Source organism: Advenella sp. FME57, from assembly GCF_014897675.1.
Classification (GTDB): Bacteria; Pseudomonadota; Gammaproteobacteria; order Burkholderiales; family Burkholderiaceae_B; genus Advenella.
Window position 1 is genome coordinate 294,865 of record NZ_JABUXU010000002.1, and the last position, 16,383, is coordinate 311,247.

Below are 16,383 nucleotides of genomic sequence, written 5' to 3' on the forward strand. Positions count from 1 at the left end.
TATCAAAGATGGTAGACACGATATGAGCACAGATATAGCGACGAATCCGGCGAGCGCGACAGCGTCAACGCTTTCATTGATGGTCAGGCAGATCCGTTATGAGGCCACCGGCATCCATTCATACGAATTGGTTCATCCGCAGGGTGATGATTTGCCGGTATTTACTGCCGGGGCGCATCTGGATATACACATACAGCCAGGGCTGATCCGGCAGTACTCGCTTTGTAATGATCCGACGGACACAAAGCGCTACGTCATTGCTGTTCTGAAGTCCGAGACCGGGTTGGGTGGCTCAAAAACCTTGCATGAAACGCTAAGGGTGCAGGACATGGTTAAAGTCAGTGTGCCGCGCAACCATTTTCCGCTGCAGCCAGACGCCAGAAAAATCCTGCTTCTGGCAGGAGGCATTGGCATTACGCCCTTAAAATCGATGATCCACACCCTTGATAAATGGTCGATGGATTATCAATTGCATTACTGTGCGAGGGACGCGTCCTGTGCTGCTTTCACCGCCGCTTTCGCTGACCATGCAAAGGTGCATTTGCACTTCGACAACGGCGACCCGGCCCGAGGTTTGGATATTGCGGCGCTGCTGAACGCTTCAGAGGACGGCACACACGTGTATTTTTGTGGTCCCCCCGGCTTTATGCAAGCCTGTTCGCAGGCAACACAGGAATGGCCCGACGGGACAGTTCACTGTGAGTATTTCAAGGCGCCAGTGGCTGAGCGTAAAGATAAAGAATCGGATTCAGAATTTGACGGCCGCTTTAAGGTGAGAATAGCCAGTACGGGGCAGCAGATCGGTGTGCCTGCCGATAAAAGTTTGGTAGAGGCGCTGGCCGACGCTGGAATAGAGCTGGAGACGTCCTGCGTTTCAGGCTTGTGCGGGATGTGCAAAGTTCGCTATCTGGAGGGCGAGGTCGACCATCAGGACTACATTCTGAGCCCTGATGAGCAATCCGAATATCTGACTGCGTGTGTTTCCAGAGCGAAAAGCGAACTGCTGGTGCTTGATCTGTGAAGTTTGCGATGACCCATGGCCGAGCCTGCGTTTTGTGGTGTCGGCCGCCAGGCCATGAAGCGATAGCGCCGGCAATCCTGTGTTCATTGCATTGCTCAATCCATTAGTTGAGCCGATCAATTGGCCAGATTAGTTACCCAGATTAATCGGCCCCATTAACCGGCCAGGATCGCGATGCCGTCTGCCGCTTTTACTCCCTGTCCGTCGGGCAGAACAAACAGTGGGTTGATCTCGGCTTCAATAAGCCTGTCTCCCACGCTGGCCACCATATTGGAAAAGTTCACGATGGCTTGGGCCAACGCTTGCTGATCGGCTTTTATGCGGCCGCGATAGCCATCGAGCAGGGGCCAGGTACGCAGATCATGCATCATGTCATAGGCGTCAGCAAGACTGAGCCCACCTTGTTGCGGCAACAGACGCATTGTGGTGTCCTTCAGTAATTCTGCAGTCACGCCGCCCATGCCAAGCAAAATTGCGCTGCCCAGCGCATCACGATGAAAGCCCAGGATCAGTTCGATGCCAGAGGTCACCATCTGCTGTACCAGAAACTGTTCAGGACGCACGCCGGTTTTGGCATAGACTTCTGTTTGCATCCGGGTGATGCGCTCGGCCACATGCTCGGGTGCAACGCCCACGCACACGCCACCAACATCGCTTTTATGCATGATCTGGCTGGACAGTATTTTCAGCACGACCGCAGATCCATATTGCAGGGCGGCCGCCTGTGCCTGTATCGGATTCGAGACAATGGTTTGTCCGGCGCCGGCAATGCCGAATCGAGAAAACAGGTCTCTGGCCTGGGCTTCGTTCAATGTTCCCGCCGGCAGGTCTGCCAGTGGGGTCGACTGGACAATGCACGGCGCCTGCAGGGCAGGTTCTGCCTGGGTTTGCCACATGGCATCCAGGGCAACAGCGCAGCACTCCGGTTCCATGAATGCAGGTATTTGCCTTTGATTGAGCAGACGGGCCACATTTGGCGCATGCGGGCTGACGAATGCGACAATGGGTTTGTCTGTCTCGGGCAGGCAATCACAAATGGCATTGGCCATCAATTGCGGATTGCCCAGGCTGGACGAACCCACAATCATGACCAGTGCGTCATAGTCGTCACTGGCCGACAGGGTGGCGATTGCGCCACGCAACAGATCAGGCTGTAGACCGGCCAGGGTCACGTCAACCGGGTTGCGATCCAGCGCCGCCGGCATATCACCCTGCAGTGCAAGCAATGCGGCTGCGGTCCGGGCGCCTGGCGCCGGGGTTTCAAAACCGGCCACGCCCAGGCTGTCTGACACCAATGTGCCGGCGCCGCCAGTTGACGTCAGAATGGCGACACGTCTGCCGCGCAGTATGCGTCCGGTCGATAATGCGCTTGGCATATCCAGCAGGTCGCTGAATCGCTGCGCGCGGATCACACCGGTCTGCCGGAACAGGGCGTCATACATCGTGTCCTGACCGGCTAATGCGCCCGTATGCGAGATGGCCGCCTGGGCGCCCGCTTCGGATCTGCCGATTTTGAACGCCACGATAGGCTTTCCCGCAAGTCGCGCCCGCAATGCAGCGGCGCGAAATTTTTGTGGATTGCGTATTGATTCAATATACAGTGCAATCACTTTGGTGGACGTATCGTCAACCAGATAGTCGATGAAATCGGCCATTTCCAGGTCCACTTCATTACTGGTCGATATCAGCTTGGACATGCCGATTCCGCGTGCCGCGGCGCGCGAGAGCAGGGCGCCCAGAATGCCGCCGCTTTGCGAAACCACGCCAACGTCGCCGACCGGGAACTGATCCATTTCCAGCGCTCCGCTTGCAGACAGCGGAATGCCATCGGTCAGATTGACCAGACCAATGGTATTGGGTCCCAGTATTCGCATTGCGCCAGCGGCCTGCCGCAGTTGTTGCTGGCGTTCTTTTCCCTCGGCTCCTGCTTCGGAATAGCCGCTGGCAAGCACGATGGCCGCCGCGGTGCCTTTTTGCGCCAGTTCCCGAACTGCCTGATGCGCACGCCCGGCGCCCAGCAATATGATGGCCACATCAGGAACCGCCGGCAGCGAGTCAATATCCGGATAGCACGGTACGTCGCCAATATGCGTCACGCGCGGGTTGACGGGATAGATGGCGCCATCAAAGCCATGTTTGCGCAAATAGGCCAGGGGCCTTCCCGCTGTTTTTCCCAAATCGGCAGAGGCGCCGATGATTGCCACGCTGCGTGGCCGAATAAGACGTGATATTGCATTCATGATTGTGTTGCTTTTCCCGTTATTTGGTGGTCTTTTTTTCGGCCATTCTGGACAGGAATGCCATCACGGCTTCCCGGTGCTCGGTGCTGGTGTAACAGATGCCCTGGGCCTGGCTCCCCTGGGCAAATGCTTGCGCTGCTGTCAGTTCGAATGTTTGATTCAAAATGGTTTTCCCCAGGGCCAGTGCGGTTCCTGAACCGGCGCTCAGTTCTATTGCCCATTGCTGTGCGTTGCTCAATAATGCGTCGGGCGGGACCACACGATCTGCGATCCCCAGAGCCAGTGCTTCCTGTGCAGCGACGGTGCGCCCGCTGAATATAAGTTCCTTGGCTTTGGGCAGGCCGATGCGTCGTGGCAGAAAGTACATGCCGCCGCCATCGGGAATGAGCCCTCGATTGATGTATGACCAGCTGAAAGTGGCGGCCTCCGAGGCGACGATAAAATCGCAACTCATGGCTGTATCGGCGCCCAGGCCCGAGGCCGGGCCGTTGACCGCAGCAATGGTAGGTTTGGGCATAGTATGCAGCAGCGACACTGCATGGTGGACGCGCTGCTGGCGACTCCAGCCATTGATGGCGACCTCTCCGGGCTGTGCCTGCATGCGCCGCTGCATACCCGCGATATCCCCGCCTGCGCAAAAGCCCTTGCCATTGCCGGTCAGAACCAGCGCCCGAATGGATTTGTTGGCCGCGATTTGTTCCAGGGCCTCAATGAACTCTGTTCGCATATCGTCACTCATGGCGTTGCGTTTTTCAGGTCGGTTGAGAAATACAGTTGCAATACCGGATTGCACCTGGACATCGATCAATGTGTGTGTCATATCACTGCTTCCTTTATTTCGATTGCGACTAGTCCAGCGTGATTTTGCTGGATGAAATTACCTTTTTCCAACGGGCTTGCTCGCCTTTGATATAGTCATCGAGCGCCTGGGGTGTGCCTGTGGATATCACCAGCCCTTCGCCTTGAACCTTTTTCCTGAACGTATCGGTGCCGGATGCTTTATGCGCAGCGGCATTCAGCGTTGCGATGACCTCCGGCGGCGTACCGGCCGGTGCATAAAGGCCATACCAGCTGTCCAGCACATAGTCAGCTAAACCGCTTTGGGCAATAGTGGGAATATCCGGCAGCGCAGGAGAGCGCTCGGCTGTGGTCACACCCAATGCCCGCAACGTTCCCGCTTCCAAGGAGGGGCCCACCGCAGCGGCAGTGCCGAACATCGTATCGACATGGCCGCCCAACAGGTCATTCAGCGCCGGCCCAGCGCCCCGATAAGGCACATGCGACATATTTATTTTCGCCAGAGACTCGAGCAGTTCGCCGGCCAGATGCGCCGAGGTGCCCACGCCCTGAGACGCATAGGTGAGCGTGCCGGGCTTTTGTTTTGCTGTCTCGATCAAATCCTTCACGGATTTGATCGGACTGTCGGGTCTGACCACGAGCACGCTGGGAGAGTGGCCGATCATGCTGATTGCGGCGAATGCCTTATCGGTATCGTAAGGTAGCTTCGGATGCAGATAGGGATTGACGACATGGGCAAAGGTCGCCATCAGCAGCGTGTATCCGTCGGGGCGCGCCCTGGCCACTTCGTCCGAGCCGATGGTGGTGCCTGCACCGGGCTTGTTCTCTACAATTACCGGTTGTTTCAGCTCACGCGCCATGCCTTCTGCCAGCAGCCGGGAAATCATATCCGTGCCACCTCCCGGGGCAAAGGGGACAATCAGCCGCACCGGCCGTTCAGGAAAGGCTGCTTGTGCAGCCTGGCTCGCAAAGGCCGCTGTCAGGCCGGTCATTGCCAAGAAGGCTGCCTTCAGGCAAGCGCTTGATATGTTTCTAGTTTTCATGAGGTCTCCTGTCATTGTCTGGTTGTTCAGGCGCTGCCTTGCGGCGGCCCAAGCTTGTGTTGGCGTATCAATATTACGATTGCAGTTTATGCGTTAAACTTGCAATACGTAATAACGAAATTTCACTAGATGGAATTGAAGAGGAGTACGTATGGTCAGCAAAAACGTGCAGGAACGCCTGGATCGCCCGGCTCAAAATCGCTCACTGGAGCGCGGGATCGACATTCTTCGAGCGTTCCGTCCAGGAGCGGATTTGATAGGAAACAGTGAGTTGGCCGAACGCACTGGCCTGGCGCCGGCAACGGTCAGCCGCTTGACGCAAACCCTGGTGCGCACCGGAATGCTTGATTACGAAGCTCGCGAACGCGCCTATCGGCTGGCAGCGCCGTTGCTCAGCTTTGGGCATGCAATGCGTTCGGCGTCGCCTGTGTTGAAAATTGCAGCGCCGCTGATGCAACGCATTGCCCAGGCGCACAAAATCAATGTGGGGATTGCGGTCATTGACCATGATGAAATGGTCTATCTGGAATCGGTCCGATTCAATAAGAAAGTCTCGCTGCGCAATGTGGTCGCGGGGCAGCGGGTGCCCATTGAACTGACCTCGCTGGGCCGGGCGTATCTGGCAAGCATGGCGCCGCAGGCGCGCGATGAATTGATGCAACGCCTGCACCTGCGACGCCATGCAGACTGGGCCTCGCTGGAGCGGCAAATTCGGCAATCGCTGCGGCAGGTGCGAAAATCAGGTTTTTGCGTCGCATCCTGGCAGCCGAACGTGATTGCGCTGGCAACGCCATTGCGTTTCAAGTATCAGCCTGTTCATGTGTTGAATGTCAGCGTCAACACGCATCTGCCAGCAGTCGATATCGTGAGCAAACTCAGCCCGGTTCTGATGGAACTGGCCGGCGCAGTGCTTGAGGCAGAAAATTAATGGCCAGTGGCATTACTGTCGGAAGATATAACGGCAGCAATGGATATGAGCCGACGGGACCGCAATTTCAGTTGTGATTGATTTGCCGCAACGCTGGGCGGTCCTGGCTCACGTCGATCAATCAATTTTTCCTGGCTGGAGATTTTTTCGATTGTCTGGCCTGCAGTTTTTGCTGATTGAACAGAACCGCTGCCTGGATAAGTATCTTTAGTGCGGGCTTATTGATCCGGTCGCCTTCAAACAGGTCAATGGCGCGCCATTGTTTTCCGTCCAGCCCGGCGTTAAATAGCTTCTCTGGGTCGGGCAGGTGGGCACCCTGGGAAAAAGTGAGTTTGACCTTGTTCTTGTGCGCGTTACCAACCACAATATTTCCGTCGCGGGACCATACCGGGCTGCCCATCCATTTGAATTCTTCAATGATGTCGCTGTCGGCAGCAAGAATCGTCTTGCGGATATTGGCCAGCATGTTGCCACGCCAGTCTGTGAGTTTTGCAATCAGATCGTCAATGTGTTCGGAGGCTGTCATGGCAACGATTCTCCAGTGTGTTATCTGGTAAATGGCGGGGCAGGTGGATAAAGCCAGATTCCTGTTTGGCATCCTGGCCAGGGTCTCGAACAATAATAATGTCTTTTCATCCCTTGGGTATACAGGCCAAGGCGATCGGGAAACATTTTACCTTTTTATAACGATGCCCTCAGAACCAAGTAGCGTCCCACGATCAATGGGGCGGTTTACCTGTTTTCCAATCGGTTTGTGTCACGCGGTAGAGCACGTGTTGGCGCAAGGGGTGGCCTTCGGTCAGCGCGGGGTGCCCGAAATCATCGCTGGCGTGGTGCCACATACCCAATCGCTGCATGAGCGAGATGGACGGGGTGTTGATTGCCGCAGTGTATGCCACGACCTGTGGTAAGTGTAACGCGCCAAAGGCGTAGTCGAGGGCTGCACGCGCACCTTCGCTGGCGTAGCCCATTTTCCAGTATGGACGGGCGAGCCGCCAGCCAATTTCCACGCATGGCATAAACGGGGCGTCGAAAGAGGGCACGGATAGTCCGATGAATCCGGCAAAATCAGCCACGCCGGTAATCTGTACTGCCCAAAATCCAAATTGCGTGGTGTCAAGTCGGTGCCGTATTCGGGCAGCCAGGGCGTCGCTCTCCTGCCGATTCAGCACAGCGGGAAAATAACGCATCACGTGCGGATCGGCATTCAAGGCGGCAAAGGCGGCTAAATCGCTATCTTGCCATTGCCTTAGCATTAAACGAGGGGTGGATAGAACCGGGGCTGCCATTGCTGACCTTTGACGGAGAGTTCGGGAATATTTTACACGCGAGAGAATGTTTTGTTCACGCCAGAACGTCAGCTATTGCCATCATCTGATTAGAGTGCTTTTGGGCTCGCCTGTCGATGCGATACGTGCCTGGTGCTCATGTTGCCATGAGCGTCGCGAGACCGAAGTCTGATGAAATGATCGCAAGAAACATCGTGTTTTCAGCAGGCGGAAAGCCGATGGGCGGGCCCGGCATGTCAACGGCCTTTCATGCTGCGGTGCGTTACAATCCAAACTTCGATAATTAAAATCTCAATCAGAGGCATCCGTTGAATACGCAGTCGATCTCAATAAATAAAGTCAAGCTCATGCTTTATTTTCTGTTGTCCGGGTTTGTTTTGAGTCAGGCTTATCGTACTATGGGCGGTATTCTTTCCGTGCCATTGAAGACCGAGTTCATGCTTGACAGCGACAGGCTGGCAGGCGTGATCGGTTCTTTTCATATTGCATTTGGCTGCCTGCAGGTGGTGATCGGTATTCTGATCGACAATTTTGGTATTAGAAAAACCATTCTTGTTGTTTCTCCATTTTCAGTGGTGGGCGCGGTGCTGTCGGCCATGGCAGTGTCTCCGGCGATGTTGCAGTGGGGGCAGATTTTGATTGGCTTTGGTTGTGCCCCGGCCTTTTTGGCGTGTATTGTTTTGATGGCCCGGCATTTTTCGGGTAAGCAGTTTTCAATGATGTACGCCTTTGCCTTGGGATCGGGCAGTCTGGGGCTGATTTTTACCGCAACGCCGACCGCCTGGCTGGTTGGTCATTTCGGCTGGCGCAGCTGCTTTTATATTCTGGCGTTCTTGAGTTTTCTGACCTGGCTGCTGATTTACTTTGGGGTTCGTAATGTGGACAGTGAACTGGAGGCCTCATCGCTCAGTCTTAAACAGAAGATCCTTGTGGCAGTGCGTTCAATATCGGGCTATAAGGCCTTGCTGAAAATCCGGGAAACGCCAGGCATTCTGTCGCTGGTGTTCGTCATTTATGCCGCGTTTTTGACGCTGCGAGGCTTATGGCTGGGGCCGCTGCTGGTCGAGCGTCATCACGCAAGCCTGGTTTTTGCGGGGAACCTGGCCCTGCTGCTGTCCATTATTTCCGTGTTCAGCCCGATGCTGTTCGGGCGCCTGGATCCGGGCCCCGGCAAGCGCTATGCGTATTTATGCATGCAGCCCTGGGTTCTGGTGATTGCGTTCGTTATCCTGGCTTATAGCCAGCAGCTGTGGCTTAGTATCGCCGCAATCGTCGTTATAGCGGTCGGCGCCGGCAATACCGTCTGGCAACTGGCCGATGCCAAGGAGGTATACCCTCAGAACATGCAGGGCCGTGCCATTGCGCTATTTAACACGTCGCTGTTTCTGGGTGCATCATTTATGCAATGGATCTCGGGCAAGGCCCATGATTTGTTCAACCTGCAGGGCGAAGACATTTTTACCTCTGCCTTTCTAATGTCAGCGATTGTTTTGTCCATAGGGATTATGGCATACATCATATTGCGGCGGCCTGCACGCCGCGTTTAAGCGACGGGGCAGGCACTATGGCTTGCTGCATTTATAGCTTGCGGCTGGGCGGGCGTTCCAGATCCAGAATCGGGCCCAGCGGAACGATACCATTCGGATTGATGGTCTGGTGGCTCTGATAGTAATGCCGTTTGATATGATCAAAGTCGATGGTGGCGGCAACGCCCGGCCATTGGTAGAGTTCGCGGGTGTAGCTCCACAGGTTTTCGTAGTCGATCAGGCGTCTGAGATTGCATTTGAAATGGCCGTGATACACCGCATCAAAGCGGATCAGGGTAGTGAACAGGCGCCAGTCGGCTTCGGTCACTGTCTGCCCAAGCAGATAACGGCGCTGGCCCAGTTCGGTCTCCAGCGCATCCAGTGTGGCAAACAGACTGGTTACTTCTTTTTCATAAGCCGCCTGATCTGTCGCAAAGCCCGCCTTGTACACGCCGTTATTGATGTTGTTGTAAATTCGCGCGTTGACCTGATCGATTTGCGGCAACAGCGCAGCAGGGGAGAAGTCAACAGGTGTTGCGCCAATGCCATCAAATGCGCTATTGAGCATGCGGATGATCTCCGCTGATTCGTTGTTCACAATCGTGTTGCGTTCCAGATCCCACAGGACGGGTACCGTGACGCGACCACTATAGTCTGGCTGCGCTTTCAGATAGACTTCATACAGATACCGGGCGTTGCCGACCGGATCGCCCACGACTCCAGCGCCTGGTTCAAAGGTCCAACCCTTGTCTCCCATGTACGGATTGACAACGGACACGCTGATCTTGTCTTCCAGGCCTTTGAGTGCGCGCAGGATCAGTGTGCGATTTGCCCAAGGGCAGGCCAGTGACACATAGAGATGGTAACGACCGGCTTCGGCCCGGAAGCCGCCTTCGCCGCTCGCACCGGGGCTGCCGTCTGCTGTGATCCAGTGACGAAACTGCGCGTCGCTGCGGACAAAGCGGCCGCCGCTGCCGGCCGTGTCATACCACTGATTCTGCCATTTTCCGTCGATTAATAGTCCCATCATATTCCTTGCTATTGTGCTGTCGGATCGGATTCGCTGATGATTTGCCGGCCTCTGGCGGACCAGGTCATCGCCGGCTGCAGCCGGTAACCAAATGCAGGCGCATACAGCAGCGCGTCAAGGGGGCATCATACTTTTGCCGGATACAAGCCTTCGAACGAATCCGTGCAGCCTATGATAGCCCTGGTGCTATGACATTGCAAAGAAGGTCGCGGTGTTCAGGCGAAAAGGTCGTGCGCCTGCCGCTATCCGATCGGATGAAACATGAGTACGATAGACTGGCCCAATCGCGGCCGAAAATGGCCTATATTAACGGTGTGAAGCCGATCATTGCAGAGATCGCTTTGCTTATTTTTTGTGCAACAGGAGATGTTTTCCATGAATGAATCAGACAAAAAGCCCGCTTCCGGATCTACCACAGGCGCTGGCGCGCCCGCGCAAAGCGATCGCAACTCGCTTACTGTCGGACCTAACGGGCCAATTTTGCTTCACGACGTCCATTTTCTTGAGCAAATGGCACACTTTAATCGCGAAAAAGTGCCGGAGCGTCAGCCACATGCAAAGGGGGCCGGTGCATTTGGCGAGTTCGAAACGACGGAAGACGTCTCTGCATACACAAAAGCCGCAGTTTTTCAAAAAGGCTGTAAGACCGAGATGCTGGCGCGGTTCTCTACCGTGGCCGGGGAAGCAGGCAGTCCTGATACGTGGCGCGACGTGCGCGGCTTCTCCCTGAAGTTCTACACAGACGAGGGTAACTACGATCTGGTGGGCAACAATACCCCGGTCTTTTTTGTGCGCGATCCGATGAAATTCCCGCACTTTATTCGCAGCCAGAAACGGTTGCCCGATTCCGGATTGCGCGACAATCATATGCAGTGGGACTTCTGGACCAGCAACCCTGAAACAGCGCATCAGGTCACCTATCTGATGGGCGAACGTGGCCTGCCGCGTACCTGGCGTCATATGAACGGTTACGGTTCACATACCTATATGTGGATCAACGCCGCGGGTGAAAAATTCTGGGTCAAATATCATTTCCATACAAACCAGGGAATGGCGTTTTTCAGTAACGAGCAAGCCTCTGCAATGGCGGGTAAAGATGCCGATTTTCACAGGCGTGACCTGTTTGATGCCATTGCCCGCGGCGAGCATCCAAGCTGGGTGCTGTCGGTGCAGATCATGCCTTATGCCGATGCCGGCAAGTACCGTTTCAATCCCTTTGATCTGACCAAAACCTGGTCGCACAAAGATTATCCGTTGATCAAGGTCGGTACGATGACACTGAACCGCAATCCCGAGAACTTTTTTGCACAGATCGAACAGGCTGCGTTTTCGCCTGGCAACGTGGTTCCGGGTATCGGCCTGTCTCCGGACAAAATGCTGCTGGGACGTGCCTTTGCGTACAACGATGCGCAGCGCAATCGCATCGGCACCAATTTCCATCAGTTGCCGGTGAACCGTCCCAAAGTTCCTGTCAATACCTATATGTTCGATGGTCAGATGGCTTATGAGCACAGTGGTAATGCGCCCGTTTACGCGCCCAACAGTGCCGGACGTGACTGGGCCGACAGTACCGGGAAAATGGACGACGGTTGGGAAACAGATGGCGATATGGTTCGGCAAGCCTATTCGCTGCATGCCGACGATGATGATTTCGGCCAGCCCGGCACGCTCGTCCGCCACGTCTTCAATGATGAGCAACGCAACAAGCTGATAGAACAGGTGGCCGGCAGCTTGCTGGGCGGTGTACGTAGCCCGGTCCTGGAACGTGCCTTCGACTACTGGAAGCGTATTGACGCGGACGTTGGACGTCGCATTGAAGAAAAAGTGCGTGCAGGCAATGCACCCGAGCCGGCTACCGGTGAAGGCGAAGCCTGACCTGCGATGCACCGGCTCGCGCGCGAGCGCCCAAATGCGCCTGACTTAAGTGACTGGCGTAAATTACTGGCTTAAGCAATGATTTAAGTGATGAGCTTATTCGATATGTTTTAGCGATGTGATTAAGCGGGACAAAGGCGAGTTAAAAAAGGCCCTGGAGCGTTGAATGCCAACTGTAATGGTTGATATTTCAACGCTCTTTTTTTGCCAGCAGTTTTGATCATCGGTACACAATTGTGTTGTGCCCGCCATCATAAACGCAGCCCCACTGCCGGTGATTTCGGCTTGACAGCGTTGCTGGCGTATGCCCGCATCACCTGTGCACGACACGTGCCCAAGCTTAATGGTATAACCGTTTATTACGCAGGTTTATTCTTTAAGGGGTGGACGATGGATTTGCGGCAGATTGAGTGCTTTATTTGTGTAGCCGAATTAGGCAGCTTTACGCAGGCGGCGATGGTGCTTGGTGTAGGGCAGCCTGCGCTTAGCCGGCAGGTCAGAGGCCTGGAGGTAGAGCTCAGGCAGACCTTGTTCTACCGCAATGGGCGCGGTGTCTGTCTTACCGAAGCAGGTAAACGGTTGCTGGCACACGGACGGACCATCCAGATGCAATTTGAGCATGCCCGTCATGATGTAGAAGACGCCAGAGGCTGTGCACTTGGACGTGTGACGATTGGCCTTCCTTACGCCGCAGCCCGGGCACTAAGCATTCCTTTTATCAAGTCATTCAGAGAGCAATATCCGAAAGCCAACCTATGCATCACTGAAGGGTTGACTATCCATCTATACGAATGGCTACAAGCAGGGCGGATTGATATTGCCTTGTTGCATGATCCGATACCGTCACCAAGTCTTGATTTATGCCCGGTTCGCAAGGATAACCTCCTTTTGCTTGCATACAAGGACAGGGAGGCGTCGGACATCGGTCCATCGATATCCTTGCGTAAAGTGGCAGGCTTGCCGCTCATCATCCCTTGCCGACCGCACCCGCTGCGCATGATGGTTGAAACTCGGCTGGCTGCCATGCAGCTTAAGCCCAATATTGCGCTTGAGATCGACGCAGTAGCGACGATCGTTAAGCTAGTCTCTCAGAACGAGGGATACGCCATAGCGACGGATCACGCCGTGGCAATCAGCGACGCTAAGGACCATCTGCACATGCGTCGCATCATCGCACCGCGTATGATCAGCACACTGGCTTTGGCTACCTCGGCGGATCGGCCACGCACCACGCTGGTGGTCCGCACCTGTGAACTGTTGCAGCAAGTTGTGGGCAGCCACTCTCGAGGTACTCGCTAAGATCATGGCAATGTCTTGTTGTCCCCGCTGCATGAGGGGCTCAACTGCACGGGTTCAGATATGTATTTAAGGAATATCAGCTAGTCGGAAATGCTTCTGTTAATTAAAACGAAGAACTATTAGCATGGCCCGGTGGTAGGAAAAATAATTGCTTCGCCACAGACCTGATGGCAGTGATAACGCCAATCATCATAAAAATTGCAGGAGACAAGCTCATGAAACACATAACCAAACAGATAGTCAGGAAATTTTTCATTTGCGCCATTGCGGCTCTTAGTGTCATTAGCGTGCCGGTCAACGCGGCTTATCCAGAAAAACCGATTACATTAGTTGTTCCCTTTCCCCCCGGAGGGGCCGTCGATACGCTAGGCCGGATTTTTGCCGACAGTATCAATGCCCAGACCGGCAAGCCCGTGATCGTGGAGAACCGGGCGGGAGCCAATGGCAATATTGGGACCGAGGCAGTGGTAAGGGCTGCAGCTGACGGTTATACAGTGCTGATTGGCGCCAATGGCCTGGCAACCAATCCGGCGGTGTATCCCAAACGGGCATTTAACGAGGTCAGAGATCTTGCTCCGGTCGCTTATGTAGGCTATGCACCGTTGATTCTTGTCGTCGCCCGCAATTCACCGTACACGACTTTTGCTGAGCTGTTGAACGAGGCCAAGGCTAAGCCGGGTGCCGTGTCTTTTGCCACCTCCGGCAGTGGAAGTGCCCCCCATCTGGCCTCTGAGCTGCTTAAGATAACGACCGATACCGACATGCTGCACGTTCCCTACAAGGGAGGCGCACCAGCTAAACTTGATCTGGTTTCAGGCCGGGTTTCTTTTATGTTTCTCAATCCTCTGGAGGCGGTGCCCCAGGTGGAAAGCAAAAAATTGCGCGCTTTGATGGTTGACAATGATAAACGCATTGCGCAATTGCCGGATGTTCCTACAGCCAAGGAGCTTGGGTATTCCGATCTTGAAGCAAAAGTCTGGTGGGGGTTCGCGGTGCCCAAAGCGACTGCACCTGAAATTATCCAGACGCTTAATACATATATCAACACCGCCCTGAAAGACCCCGCGGTCCAAAGCAAGCTGGAGAAAATGGCGATTGAAATTGGTGGCGGAACGGTCGAGCAGTTCAATACGTTTTATCTTGAACAGGTAGACAAATGGGAGAAGGTAGTAGAAAAGGCGAACCTTCGCGCCAACTGATACTGAATCCAATCAACCGCCTGCAAACGAAGCGACTTGCCTGGCATTGCATAAAAAATGGGATGGGGAATGATTATTGATTGCCACGGACACTATACGACAGCGCCCAAAGCGCTTGAAGATTTCAGGAAATGCCAGATCGCCATGCTGGCCGAAGATTTTGGCGGCGAGTGCAGACGAATGCGTCATATTACCGATGACCAGATTCGCGAGTCCCTGGAGGAAAACCAGTTGCGTATTCAGCAAGAGCGTGGGGTCGATCTGACCTTATTTTCTCCACGTGCCGGTGGTATGGCGCATCATATAGGTGACGCGCGCAGCAGTGAGATTTGGACACGGCATTGCAATGATTTGATTCATCGCGCAGTACGCCTGTTCCCGACCAGGCTGGCCGGTGTCTGTCAATTGCCGCAATCGCCAGGCGTAAGCACTGGCAATTGTGTATCTGAACTTGTACGGTGTGTGCAGGAACTGGGGTTCGTCGGCTGCAATATTAATCCTGATCCCACTGATGGCTATTGGACCGATCCGCCGTTGACCACACGTCATTGGTACCCGCTTTTTGAAAAAATGGTTGAACTTGATGTTCCCGGCATGATTCATACCAGTTGCTCCTGCAATCCCAATTTCCATTTTACCGGAGCACATTATCTGAATGGAGATACAACGGCTTTCATGCAGTTTGTCGAATCGGATCTGTTTCGTGATTTTCCTACGCTCAAATTGATTATCCCGCATGGAGGCGGGGCCGTGCCATATCATTGGGGGCGTTATCGCGGTCTTGCCCAGAACATGGGCAGACCGCCATTGCATACACTGCTTGAAAACGTGTTCTTTGATACTTGCGTTTACCATCAGCCTGGCATCGAGTTGCTATTGAACGTCATACCGCATGAAAATATCTTGTTTGCATCGGAAATTATTGGTGCAGTCAAGGGCGTGGATCCGCAAACCGGTTTTAACTATGACGACACGAAACGCTATATCGATGCCGTTGATTGGCTTACGCCTGATGCACGAAAGCTAATCATGAGCGGCAATGCCTTGCGGGTGTTCAGCCGGTTACACAAGCAACTGGAGATCCAACAGGGCAGTGCATAGCAGCCCAATAATGCTGCAGTATATGGCGCTCATGTACGAACCGACATATCCGAGGCCAGCGCCCGGAATCTGGAGGTGGCCATCGATTCGGTTTCCTGCCTGTATACCAATCCGTAGCCAATGCGCTTGACGGTCGATTCATCTTCAAGCCGTTTGTAGATGATGCGATAGCGGTTGATATTCTCCATCACTGACGGCACCAGGGCCAGACCAAAATTGCTTTCGACCAGCGATAGGACCGTCTGCACCTGTACGGCAACCTGGGATACCTTTGGCGAGAAGCCGGCCGACTGGCATGCGGCCATCATCGCATAATGCAGGCCGCGAGCATGCTCGGACGAATAGACGATGAACGGGGTGTCGGCCAGATCGCTCAGCCGTACCGGCTGGTTGGCCAATGCGTGCCCCTCGGGCAGCGCCAGAATGAAATGATCGTTCTCCAGAATTTGCATATTGACATCGGCGCTGGCCAATATCGGGGTCCTGATAAGCCCGATATCGAGCTTGCCCGAACTGACAGCTTGCACGATTTGTGTCGAGGTAGCTTCGCTGAAAGAGAGCGAAATTTTGGGATATGACGTACGAAATGCCGATACCAGCTTCTGAAACAACTGCTGGGTGGTCGAGCCAACTATGCCGATACGCAAAGAGCCGTTGGTGCCCTCGCGGATTTCAAGTGCCGTTTGTTCCACTTGCTCGGCAGCCTGCAAAAGACGGATCGACAGCGGCAGAATGTGGGCGCCTTCTTCTGTGAGCGACACGCCTTTGGGATTGCGATGAAACAGCGTAAGCCCCAGTTCGGCTTCGAGTTTCTGGATAGAGACCGAAAGCGGGGGCTGGGCAATATGCAATTTTTCGGCTGCCTTGTGAAAGTTCAGCGTTTCGGCTAGCACGACAAAATGTCTGATACGGCGCAGTTCCAATTTGAATATCCTGATAATCGCATACGTAGGGGTGTTGCCGGTACGCATTACCGGAACAGTCTGACCGATTTTATCAAGCTTGGCAGGACTATGGCTGATGCTGCGCCGGCA

The 16,383-nt window shown here is 54.5% G+C and carries 14 protein-coding genes; 7 read left to right on the forward strand and 7 right to left on the reverse strand.

The window, feature by feature from the left end; translation table 11 throughout:
• Positions 1-22: 22 nt before the first annotated feature.
• The gene (locus tag INT32_RS04345) at positions 23-1,021 is read left to right on the forward strand and encodes a PDR/VanB family oxidoreductase (protein WP_193087491.1); all 999 of its coding nucleotides are present in this window, start codon (positions 23-25) and stop codon (positions 1,019-1,021) included.
• Positions 1,022-1,176: 155 nt separating this feature from the next.
• On the opposite strand, the gene INT32_RS04350 is transcribed toward INT32_RS04345, so the two are convergent.
• The 3 genes from INT32_RS04350 to INT32_RS04360 are packed head-to-tail and all read right to left on the reverse strand — an operon-like array spanning position 1,177 to position 5,102.
• Positions 1,177-3,261: an acetate--CoA ligase family protein gene (locus tag INT32_RS04350; protein ID WP_193087492.1), complete on the reverse strand. Its 2,085-nt coding sequence runs from the start codon at positions 3,259-3,261 to the stop codon at positions 1,177-1,179.
• Between the two features lie 19 nt (positions 3,262-3,280).
• Entirely contained in the window at positions 3,281-4,081 is an 801-nt protein-coding gene (locus INT32_RS04355) for an enoyl-CoA hydratase/isomerase family protein (protein WP_193087493.1), read from the reverse strand.
• Between the two features lie 28 nt (positions 4,082-4,109).
• Positions 4,110-5,102, reverse strand: coding sequence for a tripartite tricarboxylate transporter substrate binding protein (locus INT32_RS04360; protein WP_193087494.1), 993 nt, complete (start codon positions 5,100-5,102; stop codon positions 4,110-4,112).
• Between the two features lie 151 nt (positions 5,103-5,253).
• Between INT32_RS04360 and INT32_RS04365 the strand changes: the two genes are divergently transcribed.
• Complete coding sequence (locus INT32_RS04365; protein ID WP_193087495.1) at positions 5,254-6,030, forward strand: IclR family transcriptional regulator; 777 nt, start codon at positions 5,254-5,256, stop codon at positions 6,028-6,030.
• Positions 6,031-6,151: 121 nt separating this feature from the next.
• On the opposite strand, the gene INT32_RS04370 is transcribed toward INT32_RS04365, so the two are convergent.
• Positions 6,152-6,556 (reverse strand): DUF1801 domain-containing protein, encoded by a 405-nt coding sequence (locus tag INT32_RS04370; RefSeq protein WP_193087496.1) that lies wholly within the window; start codon positions 6,554-6,556, stop codon positions 6,152-6,154.
• A 193-nt stretch (positions 6,557-6,749) separates the two neighbouring features.
• The gene (locus INT32_RS04375; protein ID WP_193087497.1) at positions 6,750-7,319 is read right to left on the reverse strand and encodes a GNAT family N-acetyltransferase; all 570 of its coding nucleotides are present in this window, start codon (positions 7,317-7,319) and stop codon (positions 6,750-6,752) included.
• 347 nt (positions 7,320-7,666) lie between these two features.
• Here INT32_RS04375 and INT32_RS04380 point away from each other — a divergent pair, with 347 nt between their 5' ends.
• Positions 7,667-8,866, forward strand: a complete 1,200-nt coding sequence (locus INT32_RS04380; RefSeq protein ID WP_193087498.1) for an MFS transporter — start codon at positions 7,667-7,669, stop codon at positions 8,864-8,866.
• 31 nt (positions 8,867-8,897) lie between these two features.
• Here the strand turns inward: INT32_RS04380 and INT32_RS04385 are convergent, their stop codons facing one another.
• Positions 8,898-9,872, reverse strand: a complete 975-nt coding sequence (locus tag INT32_RS04385; protein WP_193087570.1) for a glutathione S-transferase family protein — start codon at positions 9,870-9,872, stop codon at positions 8,898-8,900.
• Between the two features lie 378 nt (positions 9,873-10,250).
• Between INT32_RS04385 and INT32_RS04390 the strand changes: the two genes are divergently transcribed.
• The 4 genes from INT32_RS04390 (at position 10,251) to INT32_RS04405 (ending at position 15,349) form a co-directional block, all read left to right on the forward strand.
• Positions 10,251-11,750: a catalase gene (locus INT32_RS04390; RefSeq protein WP_193087499.1), complete on the forward strand. Its 1,500-nt coding sequence runs from the start codon at positions 10,251-10,253 to the stop codon at positions 11,748-11,750.
• A gap of 390 nt (positions 11,751-12,140) precedes the next feature.
• Positions 12,141-13,049 (forward strand): LysR family transcriptional regulator, encoded by a 909-nt coding sequence (locus INT32_RS04395; protein WP_193087500.1) that lies wholly within the window; start codon positions 12,141-12,143, stop codon positions 13,047-13,049.
• Positions 13,050-13,264: 215 nt separating this feature from the next.
• On the forward strand, positions 13,265-14,248 hold the full coding sequence (locus INT32_RS04400) for a tripartite tricarboxylate transporter substrate binding protein (protein ID WP_193087501.1): 984 nt from the start codon (positions 13,265-13,267) through the stop codon (positions 14,246-14,248).
• 69 nt (positions 14,249-14,317) lie between these two features.
• Positions 14,318-15,349: an amidohydrolase family protein gene (locus INT32_RS04405; RefSeq protein ID WP_193087502.1), complete on the forward strand. Its 1,032-nt coding sequence runs from the start codon at positions 14,318-14,320 to the stop codon at positions 15,347-15,349.
• Between the two features lie 29 nt (positions 15,350-15,378).
• Here the strand turns inward: INT32_RS04405 and INT32_RS04410 are convergent, their stop codons facing one another.
• Entirely contained in the window at positions 15,379-16,272 is an 894-nt protein-coding gene (locus tag INT32_RS04410; RefSeq protein WP_193087503.1) for a LysR family transcriptional regulator, read from the reverse strand.
• Positions 16,273-16,383: the final 111 nt, after the last annotated feature.

Coding starts and splice junctions, on each gene's coding strand:
- INT32_RS04345 (WP_193087491.1), top strand. CDS start 23: ATGAGCACAGATATAGCGACGAATCCGGCGAGCGCGACAGCGTCAACG.
- INT32_RS04350 (WP_193087492.1), bottom strand. CDS start 3,261: ATGAATGCAATATCACGTCTTATTCGGCCACGCAGCGTGGCAATCATC.
- INT32_RS04355 (WP_193087493.1), bottom strand. CDS start 4,081: ATGACACACACATTGATCGATGTCCAGGTGCAATCCGGTATTGCAACT.
- INT32_RS04360 (WP_193087494.1), bottom strand. CDS start 5,102: ATGAAAACTAGAAACATATCAAGCGCTTGCCTGAAGGCAGCCTTCTTG.
- INT32_RS04365 (WP_193087495.1), top strand. CDS start 5,254: ATGGTCAGCAAAAACGTGCAGGAACGCCTGGATCGCCCGGCTCAAAAT.
- INT32_RS04370 (WP_193087496.1), bottom strand. CDS start 6,556: ATGACAGCCTCCGAACACATTGACGATCTGATTGCAAAACTCACAGAC.
- INT32_RS04375 (WP_193087497.1), bottom strand. CDS start 7,319: ATGGCAGCCCCGGTTCTATCCACCCCTCGTTTAATGCTAAGGCAATGG.
- INT32_RS04380 (WP_193087498.1), top strand. CDS start 7,667: ATGCTTTATTTTCTGTTGTCCGGGTTTGTTTTGAGTCAGGCTTATCGT.
- INT32_RS04385 (WP_193087570.1), bottom strand. CDS start 9,872: ATGGGACTATTAATCGACGGAAAATGGCAGAATCAGTGGTATGACACG.
- INT32_RS04390 (WP_193087499.1), top strand. CDS start 10,251: ATGAATGAATCAGACAAAAAGCCCGCTTCCGGATCTACCACAGGCGCT.
- INT32_RS04395 (WP_193087500.1), top strand. CDS start 12,141: ATGGATTTGCGGCAGATTGAGTGCTTTATTTGTGTAGCCGAATTAGGC.
- INT32_RS04400 (WP_193087501.1), top strand. CDS start 13,265: ATGAAACACATAACCAAACAGATAGTCAGGAAATTTTTCATTTGCGCC.
- INT32_RS04405 (WP_193087502.1), top strand. CDS start 14,318: ATGATTATTGATTGCCACGGACACTATACGACAGCGCCCAAAGCGCTT.